Source organism: Acidithiobacillus ferrooxidans ATCC 23270 (assembly GCF_000021485.1).
Taxonomy (GTDB): Bacteria; Pseudomonadota; Gammaproteobacteria; order Acidithiobacillales; family Acidithiobacillaceae; genus Acidithiobacillus; species Acidithiobacillus ferrooxidans.
In genome coordinates this window covers 1,318,365-1,337,259 of sequence record NC_011761.1, presented here as the reverse complement: position 1 = coordinate 1,337,259, position 18,895 = coordinate 1,318,365, and the positions used below count along the sequence as shown (strand labels likewise).

Here is an 18,895-nt window from a genome sequence, read left to right as displayed (position 1 = left end):
TATCCATGCCTGCGCTACAGTCATCCCGATACAACCTGCCCCGCAAGAGTACCTTCTTTGGACGTTATTCGGCAACGTCCCTGCTACCGTCCACCCGCATACCGCACACAGGAAAACTTCATGCCCCTCGCACCGACAGCCGCATTTATCGATGGATGCTGGACAGACCTCAGGGCGCGCTTTGTGGTACAAAGCCCGGTCAATCAACAGATGCTCGCCGAAGTGTCCGATTGCGGACCTCGGGAGGCTGACGCAGCAGTGCAGGCGGCGACGGTCGCTTTTGCAGCCTGGCGTCAAACTACCGTCTACCAGCGCGCGCTCATCCTCAGCCGTTGGGCGGATCTCATCCAGGTTCACGCAGAAGACCTCGCACGTCTCATCACCTGGGAGATGGGCAAACCCATACGCCAGAGTCGTGCGGAGATCAAAACCGCAGTCGCCCTGGCGCGCTGGTACGCCGAAGAATGCAAGCGCGTCACCGGCGAAAGTATCCCCTCCCAGTTTCCGGACAAGCGCTTACAGATCTGGAAAGTGCCGATTGGCCCGGTATTCGCCATTACGCCGTGGAACAGTCCGGTCTCCATGGTCGTTCGCAAGATAGCGCCGGCTCTGGCTGCCGGCTGTACGGTCATCCTCAAGCCCGATGAGCAAACGCCCCTCTCCGCATTAAAACTTGCCGAACTCTGGGCCGCGGCGGAAGGACCCGCCGGCACTCTGCAGGTGCTCCCCAGCGCTGATCCTGCACCCCTGGCGGAACGGCTGATGGCGGACTCGCGCATAGCCAAGTTGAGCTTTACCGGCTCCACGGCGGTCGGGCAGAAGCTTTATGCGCAGGGATCGCCGACCATCAAACGGCTTTCTCTGGAGTTGGGAGGGCATGCACCGGTGCTTATTTTTGCCGATGCGGACATCGACGCAGCGGTGGCCATGACCATCCATGCCAAATTCCGCTATGCCGGCCAGTCCTGTGTCGCCGCCAACCGCCTCTATGTGGATGAGGCGATCCTGCCGGAGTTTACGGCGCGCTACCTTGAAGCTATGGGTCACCTCAAGGTCGGAGACCCTTTTGCCGAGGATACCGACATCGGACCGCTGGTTTCCGAAGTCGCTGTCCAGAAGTTCAAAGCGCAGTTGCAGGATGCCATGGCCCGGGGTGCAAGACTTCTGTGCGGAGGGGATGCACAAGGCCTGTGGTGCTCCCCGACCCTCCTCGCCGACCTCGATCCGCAGAGCCGCATATTCCACGAGGAAAGCTTCAGCCCCCTGCTGCCCATACAGGGGTTTCGTAGCGAAGCGGAAGCTGTCGCCCGCGCCAATGACACCCCCTATGGCTTGGCCGCTTACCTATGGACCCGCGATCTCGGGCGCGCATACCGCATCGCGGAGGCGCTGCAATGCGGCATCGTCGGCGTCAATGACGGGGCTCCCGCCACCCCACAGGCGCCTTTCGGCGGCAGCAAGCTCTCCGGACTGGGCGCCGAGGGTGGCAAATGGGGGTTGGAGGAATATTTGCAACTGCGTTATGTCTCCTTCCAATTGCCGGGGTAATCGCCTATCCCTGCCCGCCCAGGCAGACTATACTACTATCCTCTTATAGTTAATCAGGAGGCGGTCATGGAATCCAGTCTGCGTAATCATCTGAAGGGTAAAGTGATTGAGATCATCAAAGGTGGGGCGGTTTCGGAAGTCGAGGTGGAAACTTCCGCCGGTATAATCACCTCCGTGATTACCACACGGAGCGTCGAACGTCTCGGACTCAAAGTGGGTGACGAGGTTTTCGCGGCAATCAAAGCCAGCGAAGTAAGTATCGAAAAACCCTGAAGCGGCTGTTCCAGGTGATCAACCGTCCGGCGGAACAGAGCGCATCGCTGCCCGGTCACTCTGCAACCGCTGTCACGGACCATCTGCCATTGCGGATGGTCCATTGTTATTACGGGCTACGCCATGTTCTTCTCCCCGCAGGAAATTGCCGCACTCATCCAGGAAGATCAGCCTTTCCTGGACCTCACCACCCGGATGCTGGGCATTGGCGACAAAGCTGCCGACATGCGTTTTCGCTGCCGTCAGGATATTTCTGTCGCCGGTACGGAACTCGCCGTGAAGATATTGGACGCCTGCGGCCTTATGGTGACCGAAAGTCAGCCGTCGGGCGCATTGGTCGCAACAGGAACCACCCTGCTGGCGGCGGAAGGTTCCGCAAGTGCTGCCCATTCTGCCTGGAAAGTGGCGCAAAACGTGTTGGAGTACGCGTGTGGCATCGCGACCTACTCCGCGCAATTGGTACAACAGGCACGCCAGATCAATCCCCGAATATCCGTGGTTGCGACGCGTAAGAATATTCCCGGAATACGGCGTTTTGCCGTCATGACGGCTCTCGCAGGGGGGGTCATGCCGCACCGGCTGGGCATTTCAGAAAGTGTTCTGGTATTCGACCAGCACCTGGCCTTTTTAGGTGGTTTATCGCCTTTTTTGCAACAATTGGCGCAATACCGGAGACGGGTCCCCTCCAGCAAGATCGTGGTGGAAGTGCAAAAGACGGATCACACCCTGACGGACGCGCTGGCACTGGCACAGGCCGGAGTCGCCGGGATCCAGTTTGACAAAATGGCGCCCGAACCCCTGGTGGAAATCGCTGCGAAACTGCGTGCCGTGGCGCCGGAGGTAACGTTGTTTGCGGCGGGCGGGATTACCCTTGCGAATATTCAGGCCTATGCGGCAACCGGTATGGATGCCCTCGTGACCAGCGCTGTCTATCACGCCGCACCGACCGATATCGGTGTGGAGATTCGCCCCGTATGAGACCGTGATTTCCGCGTCACAGGATTGTAACCAGCGCGAGGCACCCTCCTAACCCGCCTTGGCTACGGCGGCTTCGCCTAACAAGACGCCAGAGGGCATCTGGAGTACCTGAATCCCCTGCTCGCGAACAAAGCGCGCTTCGTTCCTGGTCAGCGGCGCCTCTATCAGCGCCCAATGACGATCCGATGAACGCTTCATGATCTGGCGGGCGAAATTGCGCTGCAACTGGTCATTGAAACGGCATCCGACAAAAAGAAAATGGCGCCCCGCGCGGATTTGTTGGACGATCTCCGGGATAGGCGTCTGAATGTCAATTTCCGTCAGCACTTCGACAAAATCCGTATCAGAAACCAGGTAATTGTTGGCCGGACTTTGTGAACCCCAAGGCTCATACAGTATCGTGTCCCACTGGGCAGCCATTGCGGCTTCGACCGACTGGCCTTCGGCATCCATGTATCCCGTCCAGTCGCCATAATGCTCGGTCTGACTGAGTCCCTGGATACGGCCCCAGCGTGTACCCTGTTCGGCCAACGCTTTGGCCATACCGTTGTCGTACCAGAGGTGGACGATCAACGGGAGTTTTCGGGCGGCCAGGTCGCGCTGCAAGGGATGGATCGGCGGATCCCCGGCAAAGGTCTTGTCCATCATGCCCACGAGGGTCTTGCGGTGCTTGAAGTTCTCGATATACTGCGCGGCCCCGGTGAGATTGCGCCGAACCTTGTGAGGCACCGTCACCTGGCCGCTGAGCACTTCCGCCAATGCCGGCATCCCGCTGGGCAGGGTGGCTCCGGCCTCCGGCAACAGGCCGGGGCCGAGATACGGAATGATGCGCCCTTCCGCAAGGCCGCTGAAGATTTCCGAAAGATCCTTGTCCATAATCATGCTTCCTTATGTAGCGAGAGAAAGAACCGCAGCCTTGACCTGTTCGATGACCGCTGGTTCGAGGCGAAAAATGCCTCTTCCCCCGGAGAGGGATTCATAACCATTGGCAGAGTGTCTGCTCAGCGCATTGAACCAGTCCTGGGGATTGGTCCCGCTGGGACACTCGCCAATTTCCCGCACACTGCCATCGTTGGCAAAACGTACATGGATCACGACGAGCGTTTGCTCCATAATGGTCTCCTTATAAGCCAGAAGAAAAACCCAAAAGTTCTATAACGACATCTTCTTCGCCGATCATGGCCTGACAGGCCAGACGGGATTTGCTGCCAACCCCAACGATGCTATCCAGTCGTTCATTTTCCAGACGCTGGATCTTCGACACGCTCTTCCGCCCTTCCTGGACGAAAATATGACAGCTATCGCATTCGCCTTTGCCTTCACACTTCAGGACCATGGGTTCACCGGCAGCGATCACCGCGGCGGCGAGACTGGCCCCCACGGGCATCTCGACGGTTTTACCGCTGGGTTTGATGGTGATAATGGGCATTCAATCTTCTCCTCTATAAAAATAAACGTAAAAACAACGCACTAATAAATGGCGGCGCCCGCACCCACGTTGACGGATGCATCCTTCAAGGTTTCGATGATAAATGCGATTTCCTCTTCGCCCAGACGTGGGTGAAAAGGCAGGATCAGGGTGCGGTCGGACACCCGCACGGCGGTTGGACAGTGACCGCCGCCCCGCTCGCGATAATAGGATTGGGTATGCATGGGCAGGCAGTAAGAGGCCGCCTCGATACCCTGGGCGCGGAGATCGGTGACAATGGCATCCCGACTGCTGCGGCTGAACCGGGTACCGAGGTGTACTTCGTACACAAACCAGTGCACCGCGGTGGCATCCGGCCCATGGTAGGGATCCTTGATCCCTTCAAAGGACTTCATGTATTCAAAGTAAAGTGCTTCCACCTGCCGTCGACGTTGCAAGATGCCGTCCAGACGGGCGAGCTGGACCAGCCCTATGGCAGCCTGAATATCGCTCATTTCTGCCTGCAGAGGTGGGCGGGTAGGCGCCACCACCGAGCCCCGATCACTGATGCCCCGCGCACGATATTGACGCAGACGGCTGACGGTTTCAGTATCGTCCGTGACGATCATGGCACCTTCTCCACAAACCAGGGCAGAGGGCTGGGCAAAGGCAAAAATAGCGCTGTCTCCAAAGCTGCCGACCAGTTTGTCCTGATAACGGGAGCCGATGGCCTCCGTCGAATCTTCCAGCAGAATCAGGCCATTTTCGTTGGCCATCGTGCGCAGTTCCCGCCAAAAGGCGGGATGCCCCTTGGTATTGCCGGCGAGGATCGCCCCGGTTTTCTCCGTGATCAGGGTCTCAGCCCCTTTGGGGGAGATCGTGCCGGAGTAGTAGTCGATATCCGCGAATACCGGTTGAACCCCGTACCACGCGAGGGCATGCCCGATCTGCCACCAGCTATAGGGCGAGAGAATGACTTCATCGCCCGCCTCGAGTTCGTAGGCGCGCAGACAGAGCATCAACGCCAGGGTCGGACTGGCGACGGCGACGGCGTAGCGCCGCCCGTGATAGGCGGCAAACGCCGCTTCGAAGGCCTCCACTTGTTCCCCGGCGCTGATGCGGGTGGAACGCAATACCGCCTCTACGGCCTCCAGTTCGCTGGTGCTGATGTCGGGGTCCGAGAGCGGGATTTCCAGCGCAGTCATGTCGTACTCCGGTGCATGGCCAGCAGCAGGCCGGTTGCCGCCTGGGAGTCGGAGGTGATTTTCGGACAATGGTCGCGGGTATCCAACAAATGCAGGTCAAAATACTCACCGGTACGGAAAGGTTCGTCGCTGACATCGCCGGCGGGACATTGGGTAATGGGGAGTCCGGGGAAGCGGGTACGCAAAACAGGCAGGATACCCTCACCAGACCGGCAGGCATTTCGGCCCAGATCAAAAAGTACCGTGAGATCTTCGTCAGTGAGTTCCATCCTCTCAACCCTCCAGGCGACGCGCTTCTACGGTAATCGGCAGACGGGTATCACCGGGCATCTCCGGCAATTCCAGGCGCCAGCCGTTCGCCAGCGTCACCACCCCGCCCCACAGTTCCGGCTTCTGACACTCGGTAATGGGTTCCTCGAGGTCTTTCTTGGGCACATACGCCGTCAGTTCACCAGCGGCATTTTTACGAATCATCACCTTCATGGGGTATTCCTTATTTTACGGTGCGCAAGAAATCGGGACACCGGCCTTCACCGGTGGCATGTCCATCATGCCCAGCAGGATGCCTGGCAATACCCGGAGCAGCCGCTCCACATCCTCCGACCGATTCTGGCGGCCAAAGGAGAAACGCAGCGAGGACAGCACCGCGGTTTTAGAAAAGCCCATGGCCGTAAGCACGTGGGAAGGTTCCTGCCCGCCGGCAGCACAAGCGGCACCGGCTGCAGCCGTAATGCCCTCCTGCTCCAGGCGATAGAGCAGTTCTTCGCCGTCGAGTGCGATAAACCCGACATTGCTGGTATTGGGTAAACGCTCGGCTTCCTGACCGTGGATCCGCGCACAGGGCATGAACGCCAACAGACCTTGTTCAAAATGATCACGCAATTCCCGCAGGTAGTGCGCCTCGGCTTCGATATTGGTGAGCAGACGGGCAGCGGCCGCAAAACCGGCAATGGCAGGAACATTCTCGGTGCCACCCCGCCGTCCCCGTTCCTGATGACCATGAAACAAGGGTGGTAGGGCAATGCCTTTGCGGACGAACAATGCCCCAACGCCCTTGGGGCCATGAATCTTATGTGCCGAGCAGGATAAAAAATCCACGCCGGAAGCGGCGGCATTCACAGACAGCTTGCCAAGCGCCTGGGTCGCATCCGTATGAAAAAAAGCCCCCGCGTCATGCGCCATGGCAGCCGCTTCGATAACGGGAAAGAGCACACCCGTTTCATTGTTTGCCCACATGAGGGAAACCAGGGCGGTATCCGGACGCAAGGCTACGCGCAGGTCTTCCAGGTCCAGGCGTCCCTCTTCATCCACCGGCAGGTAACTCACCTCTATCCCGAGGCGTTCCAGATGCTGGCACATCAAAAGTACCGAGGGATGTTCCACCTGGCTGGTAATCAGGTGGCGTTTGCCTTTGGTCAGGGAGAGTGCGCCCAGGATCGCCGTATGATTGCTCTCCGTCGCGCCACTGGTAAAAATCAGTTCCGCAGGTGAGGAGCCCAACAACTTGGCCACCGCGACCCGCGCCTCACCCAACGCTTTCTTGACACTTACACCCGCTGCGGAGGCGCTGGAAGGATTGGCATATTCCGTGGATAAATAGGGTAGCATAGCGTCCAGTGCCGCCGGCGCCAAGGCCGTTGTCGCATTGTTATCGAGATAAATGCTGCGCGTCATGTTCATGGCTTCTGCCCTTCGACGGGTAGAATTTCCTCTTCCAGGCAACCGACCACCATGCCATTGGCAAACTCCACGAGGTAGAGCGGCATGTTGCCCTCTTCGTGATGTCCTACCCGCACGATTTCTCCCGGACTGTCCTTGGCTACCAGCAAGGCCCCTTCGGCCTCCCCAGGATAAGTCCCGTCATTAAAAATATCATCGCAAGCCCGTACCGTTAGGCCCCAATCAAATCGGGGTAGACGTAAATCCATCATGGGATTCTCTCCTCCTGAACCGGATTGCTTTCGATCAGATCCAGTTCACGGCCCTTCATGCCGACCAGATGACCACGCTCATAAAAATCCACACCATAAATATAAAATTGCTGCAAGTAGGTGCCGATACTGATGATAAAACCGATATCGCCTTTGGTAACAATCACCTCGCCAATATCGGCGCCGGTAAATGTTCCATCATTTTTCACATGTTTGCGGGAACGGACTTTATCCCCATAATTGAACTCGGGTTCTGCGCCCAACTCCACCGTTGCGCTGTCTCTGCTCATTCCGGCCATATCCCACCCTCCCCTGGCAATCGTTGTCTGGAAAGTGGTTCGCCTTTCCCTAAGCGTTCCGCGGCGCAACGACGCACCTCATAATCCTCATCCGCCAACAGGCTGATTACCGCTTCCTGGCTCCCGCGCGCCGCCACCTCGTAGCGGATACGCCAATCCGCATCGTCAACTAGTGTGGAAAGGGTCGACACCGGTACACGTTCAATGGCATCGAGACGGACCCCGGGATCATCGTCCCGCAGCATTTTGACCAGAGCATCCACGCCGATACGTTTGGCCACAACGCGCCGAACCTCCACGTCGGAATCATGCATCATGAGCGCCAATAGACCTTTGGGCAGGCGACGCACCACCTCCAGACGCACGTAATAATCCGCATCGTGCATCATGGCAGACAGATTACGTTCATCCAGCCGCGCCGCTACCCGGATACGCACTTCCCGATGCGGATCGTGGATCATGCGCAGCAGATAGCGTTGCGGAAGCCGCTGCGCTACTGCCCAGCGCACGGTTTCATCCGGATCGTTCATGAGCGCCGGCAGATGAAAAATATCCGCATAACGCGCGGCGCAAGCCCGCACTTCAAAGTAGCCGTGTTGCAGATAATCCTTGGCGATCTGTGGATTCCAGCGAAAAAAGCGATCCACTCTTTTGGCGTAACGATCGTGCATACAGGCATGCAAAAGTTTACACTTCAGCCCCGGGATCTCGCGCTCGGGACAAGTCTTACAGGAGACTGCGCAGCCCTGCCAGTCAACGGCCTCATTCGGGTCACTCATCGTCTTCCTCTTTTTTTTGCAGGACTTCCAGCAGCACACGCGCCTGTATTTTATCTGTCGGGTCCAGTTCGATAAGTTTGTCCATGATTTTGCTTCCGGTAGCCAGATGCCCCAGGCGCAAATGCAGGTAGCCATAGGCTTTGAGCACGAACATATAGAAGCGCGCCTGCGGTGCATCATAACTGCCAAAGTCCGCCTGCCGCTCCCTTACCTTGTGCCAGTCCGGATCAATACCCAATTCTGCGGCGCTGCGCTGCAGACAGATACGGGCCGTAGCCAGCGCCTCGCTCAGTCGACCTTTATAGAAATAAAATTTGTATAAACCCAGGTAAACGACCATGTGTTCGGGCGCGATGGCGATGGCATCCATCAGATGATCCTCGGCGCGCACATCATCCGCATAAGAGCGCGCCGCGAGATGCAGATGGCGTTCTGCCGCCTCCGGTAGGAGGCCTTCATAGTAACGGCGGTTCAACCATTCATCGTCCCAGATATTGCTCATGCTGCCCCCCTATGCTTCACGGGGTTGAGCAGCACCGCTTCGCACTCCGCACAGCAGACATAACTGCTGTAAGCACGTGCGAGATGGCGCTGCTCCCTCACGGGTATGCGCGTAAAGATCTCCGCACCGCGGAAATCGATATCGTCGAGATGCGGAGGAAGTGCTGCCATATTCGCTGCGCAACGATGGATAGTCGTATTCGTATGATGAACGATCCAGGTTTCCATGTTTTTCTCCCTCCAATCTCACCGTTTCCGGGACCCGGCTTTATTCCTTGGGTGTAAATGAAGTTCCGCAACCACAACTGGCCGCTGCATTGGGATTGGTAAAGACCAACCCGGTATTCATCAGGCTGTCCTCGCAATCGACGATGACGCCGTTGAGAAAAGGAACACTCTTCTGTTCCAGCAGTACCGGAATGCCATTACTGGTGATGGCCACATCGCCGGGCTCCGCTGCGTCGACAATGCGAAAATCGTAAGAGAGGCCGGAGCACCCGCCTGGCTTTACCGCAAGGCGGAAAGCACTGGAAGCATTTCCTCCGCCAAAGGTGATCATCCGCTGGATAAAGCGTTCTGCTTTAGGCGTGAAGGTAAGTTCCATGACAGACTCCTAAGCGACGTAACGGGGATAATTGTTATCAATGATGCAGGTGTCGTCCACCGGACATACCGCCACACACTGAGGTTCATCGAAATAATTTATGCATTCCGTACACTTGGCTGGATCGATCACAAAGGTGCCATTCTTTTCGGAAATGGCCATATTCGGACATTCCGGTTCACAGGCCGAACAACTGGTGCATTGGGAACTAACGATTTTAAAAGCCATGATGTTTCTCCTTTTCACAAAAATGGGGGAGGAGATCTCCCCCGACAATCTTATGCAGCTATGTATGCGCCCTGCCGGATCTCCGCATCCCCGCGTTGGCCATGGACAATGGCTCCGCTACGGATGTTATCGAGATAATCCCGATAGTAGGCAATGACGGACTGTTCGATATATTCAAACGCGTAGCGATCCACCGCATCGATTCCGGCCGCCTCCAGAGAGGCTTTCGGACAGCCACCGATCTTGGCCACAAAAACTGCCGTACAATCGTTGATCGCGCGGATGATGGTGGTTTCCAGGGCTTCCTCTTCGCCATAACCGCCCTGGCAATAGAGGTCCACGCGGCGGTGGCCGACAAACTTCGCCCCGGATGCACTCGCCTCATAAATCTGAAACTCGGTGGCATGACCAAAGTGCTCATTGACCCGCCCGCTGCCTTTTGTGGCCACCGCGATGAGAATTTTGACATCGGATTGCTCGCCAGCCAGGGTTTCCAGTTCCGCGCGCTTGGCGTCCGCCGTCGCCTGACGTTCCTGCTCCACCAGCGACTGATAGGCCTTGCGCGATTCCAGGTCATACTCCACATCCATCGCCATGACGGCTTCGGTCGTGAATTCCGCCGAACGATCTTCGCCCAGCAGGCCCACGGCGTCCGCCCGGCATTGCCGACAGTGGCGCATCATGTTCATTTCGCCTTCGCAACTGTCCTGTAGGGCTTTTAGTTCCTGCGCGGTCGGGCCGCGCTGGCCGTTCAAGCCGAAAACGGTGCCATGTTCCGGAGCGGAAATCAGGGGCATGATGTTGTGAAGGAAAGCTCCGCGACTCTTAACTGCCCGGTTGACTTCCACCAGATGGTGATCATTGATACCAGGGATCATGACCGAATTCACCTTACAGAGAATGCCGCGCTCGGTCAGCATTTCCAGTCCCTGCATTTGCCGGTCGGTGAGTATCTGCGCCGCTTCACGCCCCTTGTACCGCTTGTTTTTGTAAAAAATCCAGGGATAGATCTGGGCGCCTACATTCGCATCCACCATATTGATGGTAATGGTGACGTGATCCACATTAAAGCGGGCAATGGTATCGACATGGTCAGGGAGTGCCAGGCCATTGGTGGATAGGCAAAGCTTGATATCCGGCGCGGTTTTCGAGATCAGTTCAAAGGTCTTGAAAGTTTTTTCGGGGTTGGCCAGGGGATCACCCGGACCAGCAATACCCAACACCGTCATCTGCGGAATGGTGGAGGCCACGGCCAGCACCTTTTTAGCCGCTTGCTCCGGCGTCAGTTTTTCACTGACGACACCCGGCCGACTTTCGTTGGCGCAGTCATATTTGCGGTTACAGTAATTGCACTGGATATTACAGGCGGGCGCTACCGCAACGTGCATACGGGCGTAATGATGATGCGCCTCTTCGCTATAGCAGGGGTGATTCTTGACCTTTTCCCATATCTCCGGTGCCAGATCTCCCTGCCCCGCTCCGCTGCCACAACTGGCCTTGCCGGAACCACCACTCGTACCACAACCTTGGTGTTCTGCCTTTTGCTGCATGATCTCGTCCAGATCCACCCCGTTATTGGGTGTGGCAATACTGGCAAGAGATATTATTTGGGATGCCATGGGCGTAATCCTCCATACGGATCTTCAGTGAACGATGGAAAACCGCGCGCCTCATGGATGTATCGGCTTGCTCCTAAGAAGCTGACGCTTGCATTACCTTTAGCAAAAGTGATGCCAGCATATGCTGCCTTTGTTTTTCAAGGTATTAGATTAAAACCATCCGGGGCTTTGTCGATAACGTTACGTGCGTTTTCAGCACTGCGGTAAAAATTGTCGAAAACCGGACAAATGGGGAGGGGTAAAAATAGCAGGGCAAGTGCGAGAGGCGGTACGCAAGGTGGGGCGGGTGGGGCGTTCGCCGCCCCCTGGCCGAGCGTTTCTGGTTTAGAGTTTTTTAACTTCTATGCCATGCTTATTGAGGGCATAACCGAGTTTGCGGGTGGTCGTCCCCAATAAACGGGCGGCTTTGGCTTGTACCCAGCCACAGCGGTCCATGGCCTGGATCAGGCGATCCCGCTCCGACAAAGGCAAGGAACCTTCCCCATCACCAGCCCCGGATGCATCCGTCACTTGCCCCTCCACATCAGGCGCTGCATGAGGCGGAACACTCATGCCGCTCGACAGCTTCATGGTGACGATGGGATGACTCCCTTCCAGCGGCCGCAAGGCCATGGACAGGCACTGATTGCGCTGACAGGGCACGTCCAGATTGCGGATGATATCGCCGCGCATCATGGTGGCGGTACGTTCGACGCAGTTTTCCAATTCCCGCACGTTACCTGGCCAGTAGCAGGACACCATGGTTTGCAAGGCTTCCGGGGTGAGGGTCAGTTTGCGCTGATTCTCGGCGTTGTAACGGGCGAGGAAATGTTCGATCAAGGCGGGGATATCCTCGCGACGCTCCCGCAGTGGGGGCAGAAAAATACTGACGACATTGATCCGATAGTACAGATCGGCGCGGAACTCGCCCTTGCTCACCGCCTCTTCGAGGTTGCGATTGGTGGCTGCGATAATGCGCACATTGACCCGCCGGGTCTGCGTTCCGCCTACCCGCTCGAATTCACGCTCCTGCAGCACCCGTAAGAGCTTCGCCTGAAAAGCCGGAGAGATGTCGCCGATCTCGTCGAGAAACAGCGTGCCGCCATCTGCCAGTTCAAAGCGCCCTTTGCGCTCCTGGGTGGCGCCGGTAAACGCGCCGCGCTCATGTCCGAAGAGTTCTGACTCGAGAATGCTTTCCGGGAGCGCCGCGCAATTGAGCGAAACAAAGGCTTTGTCGCGACGGGGGCTGAGATAATGAATGGCGCGGGCGATGACTTCCTTCCCGGTGCCGGATTCACCGCGCAGCAACACCGTCGCCTTGCCCGGTGCCGCCTGATGCACATCGGCGAATACCGCCTGCATGGCCCGGCTGTTGCCGATGACATTCTTGATGCTGTATCGTTTCTGTAACTCCTTCTGCAGACGATGCTTTTCCTGCAAAAGGCGGTTTCGTTCCGCGGAGATACCCTGATGCAGATTAACGGTCTGTCCCACCAGATTGGCGATCATCTGCAACAAGCGGACATCGGAACGGAAACTCACGCCTTTGTGTCGCTCACTGCGATAGATGGCGAGCACACCGATACACTCATATCCCACCTTGATCGGCACCCCTACAAAAGCATGCAAGCGCTGACTGATCTCCGGTTCAAAGGCGCGGTGCAGAAAAGCCGGTTCCTGAGAGACATCAGGAATCACTATCGGCATGCCGGCACGCATGATCTTGCCAATCATCCCCTCCCCCAACCGATAACGCCCCCGTTCTATTTCCGCAACGGACAACCCCGTGGCCGCGATTACCCCCACTATTTCCTCGTTCATGCGCAATACGATCATGGACGGTGAGATATGCAGATGGCTCTCCAGCGTCTTCAGAACATCGTTCAGAGTGTGTTCAAGATCCATGGAAGAGCTGAGCACCTTACTCACCTCATAGATGGTCGTCAGCTCCTGAAAATGGTTGGGTGTTACGCGATCTTTCATGATAGGGCCCTCTTCTCTACAGCGCTCAGGAGGCGTTGGCGTGGGACGAGGCGGCTGGAGTTTTGGTGAGATTACTGGCCTGCCGGACGCTTGGGCAGGGGACCGATCGCCGACAACTGTCTGTAGCGGCGCCGGTGCCTTCAGCATACACGTCAAGAGATGCGGACGTCCACCGGCGTAATTGATCCTCGGAAAAGCCGGCGATTTTGGCGTCGCCCGCTTCCATGAGCGGGCGACGAATGAGAAGCGGGTCCAACAGCATCGCGGCGAGTGCCCCGGCTTCCGTAAACGCCTCCGGAACGATCTCTCCGGACTTTACCCGCGGCGAGGCGGGGTTGAACCACTCCGCCACGGGCCGATCGGAAAAATAGGGACGCAAGGTTTCCGCCGTCCAGGCGGTCTGCAATAAGTCATGCACCTCCACTACACAGCCGGCAGCCCTCAACAGTGCAATCTGCCGCGCGTTATTGGCGCAGCCCGGTTTTTCGTAAAATACGATACGCGGCGGCATGCTGGCCGGCAACTGCTCATGATCCGTTCGCTCACCCCGGATCAGAAGCTGATCCACCTGCGCCGCGATTTCTTTCTGAACCGCGGGATCCAGACGTTGCAGCCAGGTGCCGGGAAGCCCGTAAGTTCCGTACAGACCTCCGGCCAGCATGCCCGCGAGGGCGCCCGTGGTGTCCGCATCCCCACCCTGGTTGACCACCGCAATCAGGCAGTCTTTAAAGTTATCGGTATGAAGCAGCGCATACAGGACGGCGCGCACCGTATCCACAATATAGGGCGTAGGTGCCTGGGGAATTTCTTTGAATGCGAATTCCGGGTACCGTGCCACCAGTGCATCCGCCAGGCGGCGGACGGATGAAACACCCTCACCCCGCAGCGCGCAGCGTAACATCTCTCCGAGCGTCAGGGTCGCGACATCCGACAGCGGGTGATGGTGGGTCAGGTGCGCCTGTTCCACACTGATCCGCCGGAAGGTCGCAGGCGCGCTCAGGGTGGCCAGTACCGCGGGGAGATTGCGCACACACGCGCCATTGCCCGCATCCCATTCCGCCGGTTCGGCGGCGGTACTGCCGTTGAGCATAAAGCGCCGGATTCCCCGGCGGCAGGTATTGCCCACATCCACGGGATGACTGCGCAACCACTGCACCATCCCCTCGGCAAAGCGGGTAACGGACCATTGTTCATCGGCAAGGATACTCCGACCCAGCACCAGGCACATCTGGGTATCGTCGGTCACTTGTCCGGGACGCAAATGCAGCCAGCCGCCACCGGTCATATTGCGGTGAACACCATATTCCTCCCGGATTTCCGTGGGACTCATGAACTCCACCGTCGCGCCCAGGGCATCCCCGATCGCCAATCCCAGGTAGGCGCCTAATGCCCGCTCCCGCAAGTCATAGCCCATTTCTCGTCCTCAGTAGTAGTGCATGTGTGCCGCGTACTCACCGCCGATCACCAGATACTCACTCTCTGCCTGGAGTGCGCGACATGGCAACAGGCCCTTGAAAAAGAGCAGCTTTACCAACGGCACATTCACTTCCAGTATGCAATCGCCGAATGCGCTGGCCACGTCCCGGTCACTGCTGAAGGATACCAGGTTGTTCAGCCGGATCACCCCCTGCCGCGCTCCGGCTTTCCAGAGAATAGGATGTTCGGCAAAATCGTTGGTTCCCCGGAACAAACGCAAGTGCCGCTGTCCGGGTGCCAGAAAACGCCGCGCCGACCATTGTGCGAATTCAAACAAAAGGTCAAGCTGCAACCAGATGGCATTGTTATCAAATCGCCCCGACATTTTGTCGGTCATATACTGAATCCAGGCGGTATCACCCACACGGCCGATCACCTGCCGGTGAAAATTCGGGGCAATCCCGAACCGGCTCTCCACCCAGCCCTTCATGACTGCACCTTCCGGTGAATTACTGTCATATCCCCAACCTTTGAGCAGGCGTAAATAGCTGGCCCTGAAGCGTCGGCCCTTCGTCCGGTCAGGCCCGCCAGCAAAAATCTCATCCATGTACGCCTGGAAGACCTGTCCCGCCTCGCGCTGTTCCCGCGCCAGAGACAATCTCTGGAAAAGTGCCGGGTGCCCATCGCGCACCCCGGCGATATGTAGCGGCATCGGGAACGCATGAAATTCCGCACTGATCAGCAGCCCGGACGGAATCCCGGTCAGATTGCTACCGAGCTTCACGGACGGCGCGCGTGCCGGGCGCTGCCCCTCCAGGGGATTCGCTGCTGACAAAAAGCGTCCTTGCGAGGACTAATTCTGCAATACGGCAGCCACCTTGGCGCGGACATCTTCGAGCCGCAGAGGCTTATGGAGGAACACGAATCCTTTACTGATTACAGGCTGACTCAGCGCGGAACGCGCTTCCCCCACCACGAGCATCAGTCGTGCATTGGGAAATTGTTCGCTCACCATCTCTACGGTCAACCTGCCGTCATCCAGTAGCGCCTCGCCGAGAATAATCAGGTCTGGCGGCCAATCCTGAGCCTTGGCGACAGCGGCCTGCAGACTGGCGATTTCGTGGGTTTCATATTCGTCATGAAGCATGAATTGCACGGCCATGCGTCCGATTTCATCCGTATCGAGCACAAAAATGCGCCAATTACCCACCGCGAGATTACAATCCACACCGATCTGCATATCGTCCTCCCAAACCTGAGAAAGCCTTCCTGCCTGATTGGGAAATCAATGCACGTTTTATGCCATATATTTCCGGTCCCGCGTTCGGATCCGGACTGTCTCCCGGCTGGAAGGCAAAAAAACCTTCCGGCGACCAGACAAGGTACTAAGTCATTCAAACAGAACCGAGTTTATTGAGCCTTAACCAGTCGCTCCCGTGACCCAATGGCAGCGCGGTGAACTGCATAAGTCAGTCAATGCTGTGGGGTTCCTGACATAGAAACCGCATTTTGTAGGTTTTCAAACAGCCCGCCGGAGTTCACTAAAATGGCGGTATTTTACCGAAATTACAGAGCGTTAGAGTGATCATTACGGACTTGGCACGGCCCTTGCAACAGCGGATACGGAACGCGACTCTTCCCCGTTTTTGGGGGCTTCCACCTGGCAAGTTAGTCCATTTTGAAACAGGAGACATGGCAATGAGTGACAAATTAAGGCAAATCGCCTTTTACGGTAAGGGGGGCATTGGCAAGTCTACCACCTCCCAGAATACCCTGGCAGCCCTTACGGAAATGGGCCAAAAGATTCTCATCGTCGGCTGCGACCCCAAAGCTGACTCCACCCGTTTGATTCTTCACTCCAAAGCACAGGACACCGTACTGAGCCTCGCGGCTGAGGCGGGCAGCGTGGAGGATCTGGAAATCGAAGACGTTATGAAAGTCGGTTACAGGGATATCCGCTGCGTGGAATCCGGTGGACCGGAGCCGGGCGTCGGTTGCGCCGGGCGTGGCGTTATCACCTCCATCAACTTCCTGGAGGAAAATGGTGCCTATGACGGCGTCGATTACGTCTCCTATGACGTGCTGGGCGACGTGGTGTGTGGCGGATTCGCGATGCCCATTCGTGAAAACAAGGCGCAGGAAATCTACATCGTCATGTCTGGCGAAATGATGGCCATGTATGCCGCCAACAACATCTCCAAGGGCATTCTCAAGTACGCCAATTCGGGCGGCGTACGTCTGGGCGGGCTGGTGTGTAACGAACGCCAGACCGACAAGGAACTGGAATTGGCGGAAGCCCTGGCTGGCAAGCTGGGTACCAAGCTCATTCACTTCGTGCCCCGCGACAACATCGTGCAGCATGCGGAACTGCGGCGGATGACGGTACTGGAATACGCACCGGAATCCAAGCAGGCCGAGGAGTACCGTCAGTTGGCACAGAAAATCCATGCCAACGGCGGTAACGGCACGATTCCGACCCCGATCACCATGGACGAGCTGGAAGAAATGCTCATGGAGTTCGGCATCATGAGTGCGGTAGACGAGAGCGTGATCGGCAAGTCGGCCGCCGAACTGGCCGCTGCGGTCTGATGGATAGAGGGCACCTGCCGTCAGGCGACTGCCCTCTCTTTTCCTCGCTAAAGGAGAGATGTGATGAGCATTACCGCTGAAGAAACCCGGGAGCAGATTGTCGCCGAGACCAAGACGCGCAATCGTGCCCTGATTGATGAAGTTCTCAAGGTCTATCCGGAAAAAACCGCCAAGAGACGCGCCAAACACCTGAACGTCTTCGAGGACGGTAAATCGGATTGCGGCGTCAAATCCAATATCAAGTCGGTGCCCGGCGTGATGACCATTCGTGGTTGTGCCTATGCGGGTTCAAAGGGCGTCGTCTGGGGTCCGATCAAGGACATGATTCACATTTCCCATGGACCCGTCGGTTGCGGCCAGTATTCCTGGGGCTCGCGACGCAACTATTATATTGGCACAACGGGTGTGGATACCTTTGTCACGATGCAGTTCACTTCCGATTTTCAGGAAAAAGATATCGTTTTCGGCGGTGACAAGAAGCTCGAAAAAATCATGGATGAAATCGAGGACCTCTTCCCGCTGAACCACGGTATTACCGTGCAATCGGAATGCCCCATCGGCCTGATCGGAGACGATATCGAAGCGGTGTCCAAAAAGAAGTCCAAGGAATTTGGTGGAAAAACCATTGTTCCGGTGCGTTGTGAGGGCTTCCGGGGGGTATCCCAATCGCTCGGCCACCATATCGCCAACGACAGCGTCCGCGACTATGTCTTCGAGAAACAAGGCGCGGAACCCAAGGCCTTTGAAAAGACCCCTTACGATGTCGCCATTATTGGTGACTATAACATCGGCGGCGATGCCTGGAGTTCACGCATCCTGCTGGAAGAAATGGGTTTGCGGGTGATTGCCCAATGGTCCGGCGATGGTTCTCTGGCGGAATTGGAGAACACCCCCATGGCCAAATTGAATGTCCTGCACTGCTATCGTTCCATGAACTATATCTCCCGCTACATGGAAGAAAAGCATGGCGTGCCGTGGGTCGAGTATAACTTCTTCGGACCTTCCAAAATTGCCGAGTCTTTGCGGACGATTGCCAGTTATTTTGATGATCACATCAAGGAAGGCGCGGAACGGGTTATCGAGAAGTACAACCGCCTCACCGCAGAAGTGATCGCCAAATACCGGCCGCGCCTGGAAGGCAGAACGGTCATGCTTTTTGTCGGGGGATTGCGTCCTCGCCATGTCATCGGTGCCTATGAAGATCTCGGCATGAATGTAGTGGGAACCGGCTATGAATTCGGCCACAACGACGACTATCAGCGTACTACCCACGATGTGAAAGACGGTACGCTGATTTATGACGATGTGACCGGCTACGAGTTTGAAAAGATGGTGGAAACCATCCAGCCCGATCTCGTGGGTTCCGGCATCAAGGAAAAGTATGTCTTCCAGAAGATGGGCGTGCCCTTCCGCCAGATGCACTCCTGGGACTATTCCGGTCCTTATCACGGCTATGACGGCTTCGCCATCTTCGCCCGGGATATGGATATGGCCATCAACAACCCGGTGTGGAGTTTGACCAAGACGCCCTGGGAGTAAGCACCGTGGGGGCGGC

24 protein-coding genes are annotated in these 18,895 nt (G+C 57.1%); 5 read left to right on the top strand and 19 right to left on the bottom strand.

Translation table 11 applies throughout. The features are described 5' to 3' along the window. The first annotated feature begins 120 nt into the window (after positions 1 to 120). The 3 genes from AFE_RS07230 (at position 121) to modD (ending at position 2,799) form a co-directional block, all read left to right on the top strand. Entirely contained in the window at positions 121 to 1,548 is a 1,428-nt protein-coding gene (locus AFE_RS07230; protein ID WP_012536595.1) for an NAD-dependent succinate-semialdehyde dehydrogenase, read from the top strand. Positions 1,549 to 1,614: 66 nt separating this feature from the next. Beyond that, entirely contained in the window at positions 1,615 to 1,821 is a 207-nt protein-coding gene (locus AFE_RS07225; protein WP_009560719.1) for a TOBE domain-containing protein, read from the top strand. A gap of 123 nt (positions 1,822 to 1,944) precedes the next feature. Further along, positions 1,945 to 2,799, top strand: a complete 855-nt coding sequence (gene modD / locus AFE_RS07220; RefSeq protein ID WP_012607087.1) for a ModD protein — start codon at positions 1,945 to 1,947, stop codon at positions 2,797 to 2,799. Between the two features lie 48 nt (positions 2,800 to 2,847). On the opposite strand, the gene AFE_RS07215 is transcribed toward modD, so the two are convergent. The 19 genes from AFE_RS07215 to AFE_RS07125 all read right to left on the bottom strand — a co-directional run bounded on the left by AFE_RS07215 (position 2,848) and on the right by AFE_RS07125 (position 15,991). After that, complete coding sequence (locus AFE_RS07215) at positions 2,848 to 3,681, bottom strand: SIR2 family NAD-dependent protein deacylase (RefSeq protein WP_230959347.1); 834 nt, start codon at positions 3,679 to 3,681, stop codon at positions 2,848 to 2,850. 6 nt (positions 3,682 to 3,687) lie between these two features. Beyond that, a complete protein-coding gene (locus AFE_RS07210) occupies positions 3,688 to 3,912 on the bottom strand; it encodes a hypothetical protein (RefSeq protein WP_012536592.1) in 225 nt (74 codons plus the stop codon). 10 nt (positions 3,913 to 3,922) lie between these two features. Further along, complete coding sequence (locus AFE_RS07205) at positions 3,923 to 4,228, bottom strand: 2Fe-2S iron-sulfur cluster-binding protein (protein ID WP_012536591.1); 306 nt, start codon at positions 4,226 to 4,228, stop codon at positions 3,923 to 3,925. A gap of 41 nt (positions 4,229 to 4,269) precedes the next feature. After that, positions 4,270 to 5,412, bottom strand: a complete 1,143-nt coding sequence (locus tag AFE_RS07200; RefSeq protein WP_012536590.1) for a DegT/DnrJ/EryC1/StrS family aminotransferase — start codon at positions 5,410 to 5,412, stop codon at positions 4,270 to 4,272. Then, on the bottom strand, positions 5,409 to 5,681 hold the full coding sequence (locus tag AFE_RS07195; RefSeq protein ID WP_012536589.1) for a hypothetical protein: 273 nt from the start codon (positions 5,679 to 5,681) through the stop codon (positions 5,409 to 5,411). Before AFE_RS07195 ends, AFE_RS07200 begins: the two co-directional genes overlap by 4 nt. Before the next feature lie 4 nt (positions 5,682 to 5,685). Beyond that, entirely contained in the window at positions 5,686 to 5,895 is a 210-nt protein-coding gene (gene nifT, locus AFE_RS07190; RefSeq protein WP_012536588.1) for a putative nitrogen fixation protein NifT, read from the bottom strand. Positions 5,896 to 5,910: 15 nt separating this feature from the next. Next, positions 5,911 to 7,086 carry a cysteine desulfurase family protein gene (locus AFE_RS07185; RefSeq protein ID WP_225487438.1) on the bottom strand — a complete coding sequence of 392 codons (1,176 nt, stop codon included), beginning with the start codon at positions 7,084 to 7,086 and terminating at the stop codon, positions 5,911 to 5,913. 2 nt (positions 7,087 to 7,088) lie between these two features. Beyond that, positions 7,089 to 7,343 carry a nitrogen fixation protein NifZ gene (locus AFE_RS07180; protein WP_009568025.1) on the bottom strand — a complete coding sequence of 85 codons (255 nt, stop codon included), beginning with the start codon at positions 7,341 to 7,343 and terminating at the stop codon, positions 7,089 to 7,091. Further along, positions 7,340 to 7,633 carry a nitrogen fixation protein NifZ gene (locus AFE_RS07175; protein ID WP_012607085.1) on the bottom strand — a complete coding sequence of 98 codons (294 nt, stop codon included), beginning with the start codon at positions 7,631 to 7,633 and terminating at the stop codon, positions 7,340 to 7,342. Before AFE_RS07175 ends, AFE_RS07180 begins: the two co-directional genes overlap by 4 nt. Continuing rightward, on the bottom strand, positions 7,630 to 8,421 hold the full coding sequence (locus AFE_RS07170; RefSeq protein ID WP_012536585.1) for a 4Fe4S-binding leucine-rich repeat protein: 792 nt from the start codon (positions 8,419 to 8,421) through the stop codon (positions 7,630 to 7,632). The genes AFE_RS07175 and AFE_RS07170 overlap by 4 nt, the downstream gene beginning before the upstream one ends. Next, positions 8,414 to 8,923: a hypothetical protein gene (locus AFE_RS07165; protein WP_012536584.1), complete on the bottom strand. Its 510-nt coding sequence runs from the start codon at positions 8,921 to 8,923 to the stop codon at positions 8,414 to 8,416. Before AFE_RS07165 ends, AFE_RS07170 begins: the two co-directional genes overlap by 8 nt. Continuing rightward, positions 8,920 to 9,150, bottom strand: a complete 231-nt coding sequence (locus tag AFE_RS07160; protein ID WP_012536583.1) for a hypothetical protein — start codon at positions 9,148 to 9,150, stop codon at positions 8,920 to 8,922. Before AFE_RS07160 ends, AFE_RS07165 begins: the two co-directional genes overlap by 4 nt. Positions 9,151 to 9,190: 40 nt before the next feature. Beyond that, positions 9,191 to 9,526 carry a HesB/IscA family protein gene (locus AFE_RS07155; RefSeq protein WP_009563003.1) on the bottom strand — a complete coding sequence of 112 codons (336 nt, stop codon included), beginning with the start codon at positions 9,524 to 9,526 and terminating at the stop codon, positions 9,191 to 9,193. Positions 9,527 to 9,535: 9 nt separating this feature from the next. Beyond that, positions 9,536 to 9,754, bottom strand: coding sequence for a 4Fe-4S binding protein (locus tag AFE_RS07150; RefSeq protein WP_009563004.1), 219 nt, complete (start codon positions 9,752 to 9,754; stop codon positions 9,536 to 9,538). A gap of 50 nt (positions 9,755 to 9,804) precedes the next feature. After that, positions 9,805 to 11,373: a nitrogenase cofactor biosynthesis protein NifB gene (gene nifB, locus AFE_RS07145; protein WP_012536582.1), complete on the bottom strand. Its 1,569-nt coding sequence runs from the start codon at positions 11,371 to 11,373 to the stop codon at positions 9,805 to 9,807. Between the two features lie 324 nt (positions 11,374 to 11,697). Further along, on the bottom strand, positions 11,698 to 13,335 hold the full coding sequence (gene nifA, locus AFE_RS07140; protein WP_012536581.1) for a nif-specific transcriptional activator NifA: 1,638 nt from the start codon (positions 13,333 to 13,335) through the stop codon (positions 11,698 to 11,700). Positions 13,336 to 13,360: 25 nt separating this feature from the next. Further along, positions 13,361 to 14,749 (bottom strand): ADP-ribosyl-[dinitrogen reductase] hydrolase, encoded by a 1,389-nt coding sequence (gene draG / locus AFE_RS07135; RefSeq protein ID WP_009567497.1) that lies wholly within the window; start codon positions 14,747 to 14,749, stop codon positions 13,361 to 13,363. Positions 14,750 to 14,758: 9 nt separating this feature from the next. Continuing rightward, positions 14,759 to 15,586, bottom strand: a complete 828-nt coding sequence (locus AFE_RS07130) for an NAD(+)--dinitrogen-reductase ADP-D-ribosyltransferase (RefSeq protein ID WP_009567496.1) — start codon at positions 15,584 to 15,586, stop codon at positions 14,759 to 14,761. Between the two features lie 18 nt (positions 15,587 to 15,604). Continuing rightward, positions 15,605 to 15,991, bottom strand: coding sequence for a DNA-binding transcriptional response regulator (locus tag AFE_RS07125; RefSeq protein WP_009567495.1), 387 nt, complete (start codon positions 15,989 to 15,991; stop codon positions 15,605 to 15,607). A 458-nt stretch (positions 15,992 to 16,449) separates the two neighbouring features. Here AFE_RS07125 and nifH point away from each other — a divergent pair, with 458 nt between their 5' ends. Further along, the gene (gene nifH, locus AFE_RS07120; protein WP_009567494.1) at positions 16,450 to 17,340 is read left to right on the top strand and encodes a nitrogenase iron protein; all 891 of its coding nucleotides are present in this window, start codon (positions 16,450 to 16,452) and stop codon (positions 17,338 to 17,340) included. Positions 17,341 to 17,403: 63 nt separating this feature from the next. Continuing rightward, positions 17,404 to 18,879: a nitrogenase molybdenum-iron protein alpha chain gene (nifD, locus tag AFE_RS07115; protein WP_012536580.1), complete on the top strand. Its 1,476-nt coding sequence runs from the start codon at positions 17,404 to 17,406 to the stop codon at positions 18,877 to 18,879. Positions 18,880 to 18,895 lie beyond the last annotated feature (16 nt).

Excerpts from the sequence above, each read along its gene's own strand:
- AFE_RS07230 (WP_012536595.1), top strand. The coding sequence starts at position 121 with ATGCCCCTCGCACCGACAGCCGCATTTATCGATGGATGCTGGACAGAC.
- AFE_RS07225 (WP_009560719.1), top strand. The coding sequence starts at position 1,615 with ATGGAATCCAGTCTGCGTAATCATCTGAAGGGTAAAGTGATTGAGATC.
- modD (WP_012607087.1), top strand. The coding sequence starts at position 1,945 with ATGTTCTTCTCCCCGCAGGAAATTGCCGCACTCATCCAGGAAGATCAG.
- AFE_RS07215 (WP_230959347.1), bottom strand. The coding sequence starts at position 3,681 with ATGATTATGGACAAGGATCTTTCGGAAATCTTCAGCGGCCTTGCGGAA.
- AFE_RS07210 (WP_012536592.1), bottom strand. The coding sequence starts at position 3,912 with ATGGAGCAAACGCTCGTCGTGATCCATGTACGTTTTGCCAACGATGGC.
- AFE_RS07205 (WP_012536591.1), bottom strand. The coding sequence starts at position 4,228 with ATGCCCATTATCACCATCAAACCCAGCGGTAAAACCGTCGAGATGCCC.
- AFE_RS07200 (WP_012536590.1), bottom strand. The coding sequence starts at position 5,412 with ATGACTGCGCTGGAAATCCCGCTCTCGGACCCCGACATCAGCACCAGC.
- AFE_RS07195 (WP_012536589.1), bottom strand. The coding sequence starts at position 5,681 with ATGGAACTCACTGACGAAGATCTCACGGTACTTTTTGATCTGGGCCGA.
- nifT (WP_012536588.1), bottom strand. The coding sequence starts at position 5,895 with ATGAAGGTGATGATTCGTAAAAATGCCGCTGGTGAACTGACGGCGTAT.
- AFE_RS07185 (WP_225487438.1), bottom strand. The coding sequence starts at position 7,086 with ATGACGCGCAGCATTTATCTCGATAACAATGCGACAACGGCCTTGGCG.
- AFE_RS07180 (WP_009568025.1), bottom strand. The coding sequence starts at position 7,343 with ATGATGGATTTACGTCTACCCCGATTTGATTGGGGCCTAACGGTACGG.
- AFE_RS07175 (WP_012607085.1), bottom strand. The coding sequence starts at position 7,633 with ATGAGCAGAGACAGCGCAACGGTGGAGTTGGGCGCAGAACCCGAGTTC.
- AFE_RS07170 (WP_012536585.1), bottom strand. The coding sequence starts at position 8,421 with ATGAGTGACCCGAATGAGGCCGTTGACTGGCAGGGCTGCGCAGTCTCC.
- AFE_RS07165 (WP_012536584.1), bottom strand. The coding sequence starts at position 8,923 with ATGAGCAATATCTGGGACGATGAATGGTTGAACCGCCGTTACTATGAA.
- AFE_RS07160 (WP_012536583.1), bottom strand. The coding sequence starts at position 9,150 with ATGGAAACCTGGATCGTTCATCATACGAATACGACTATCCATCGTTGC.
- AFE_RS07155 (WP_009563003.1), bottom strand. The coding sequence starts at position 9,526 with ATGGAACTTACCTTCACGCCTAAAGCAGAACGCTTTATCCAGCGGATG.
- AFE_RS07150 (WP_009563004.1), bottom strand. The coding sequence starts at position 9,754 with ATGGCTTTTAAAATCGTTAGTTCCCAATGCACCAGTTGTTCGGCCTGT.
- nifB (WP_012536582.1), bottom strand. The coding sequence starts at position 11,373 with ATGGCATCCCAAATAATATCTCTTGCCAGTATTGCCACACCCAATAAC.
- nifA (WP_012536581.1), bottom strand. The coding sequence starts at position 13,335 with ATGAAAGATCGCGTAACACCCAACCATTTTCAGGAGCTGACGACCATC.
- draG (WP_009567497.1), bottom strand. The coding sequence starts at position 14,749 with ATGGGCTATGACTTGCGGGAGCGGGCATTAGGCGCCTACCTGGGATTG.
- AFE_RS07125 (WP_009567495.1), bottom strand. The coding sequence starts at position 15,991 with ATGCAGATCGGTGTGGATTGTAATCTCGCGGTGGGTAATTGGCGCATT.
- nifH (WP_009567494.1), top strand. The coding sequence starts at position 16,450 with ATGAGTGACAAATTAAGGCAAATCGCCTTTTACGGTAAGGGGGGCATT.
- nifD (WP_012536580.1), top strand. The coding sequence starts at position 17,404 with ATGAGCATTACCGCTGAAGAAACCCGGGAGCAGATTGTCGCCGAGACC.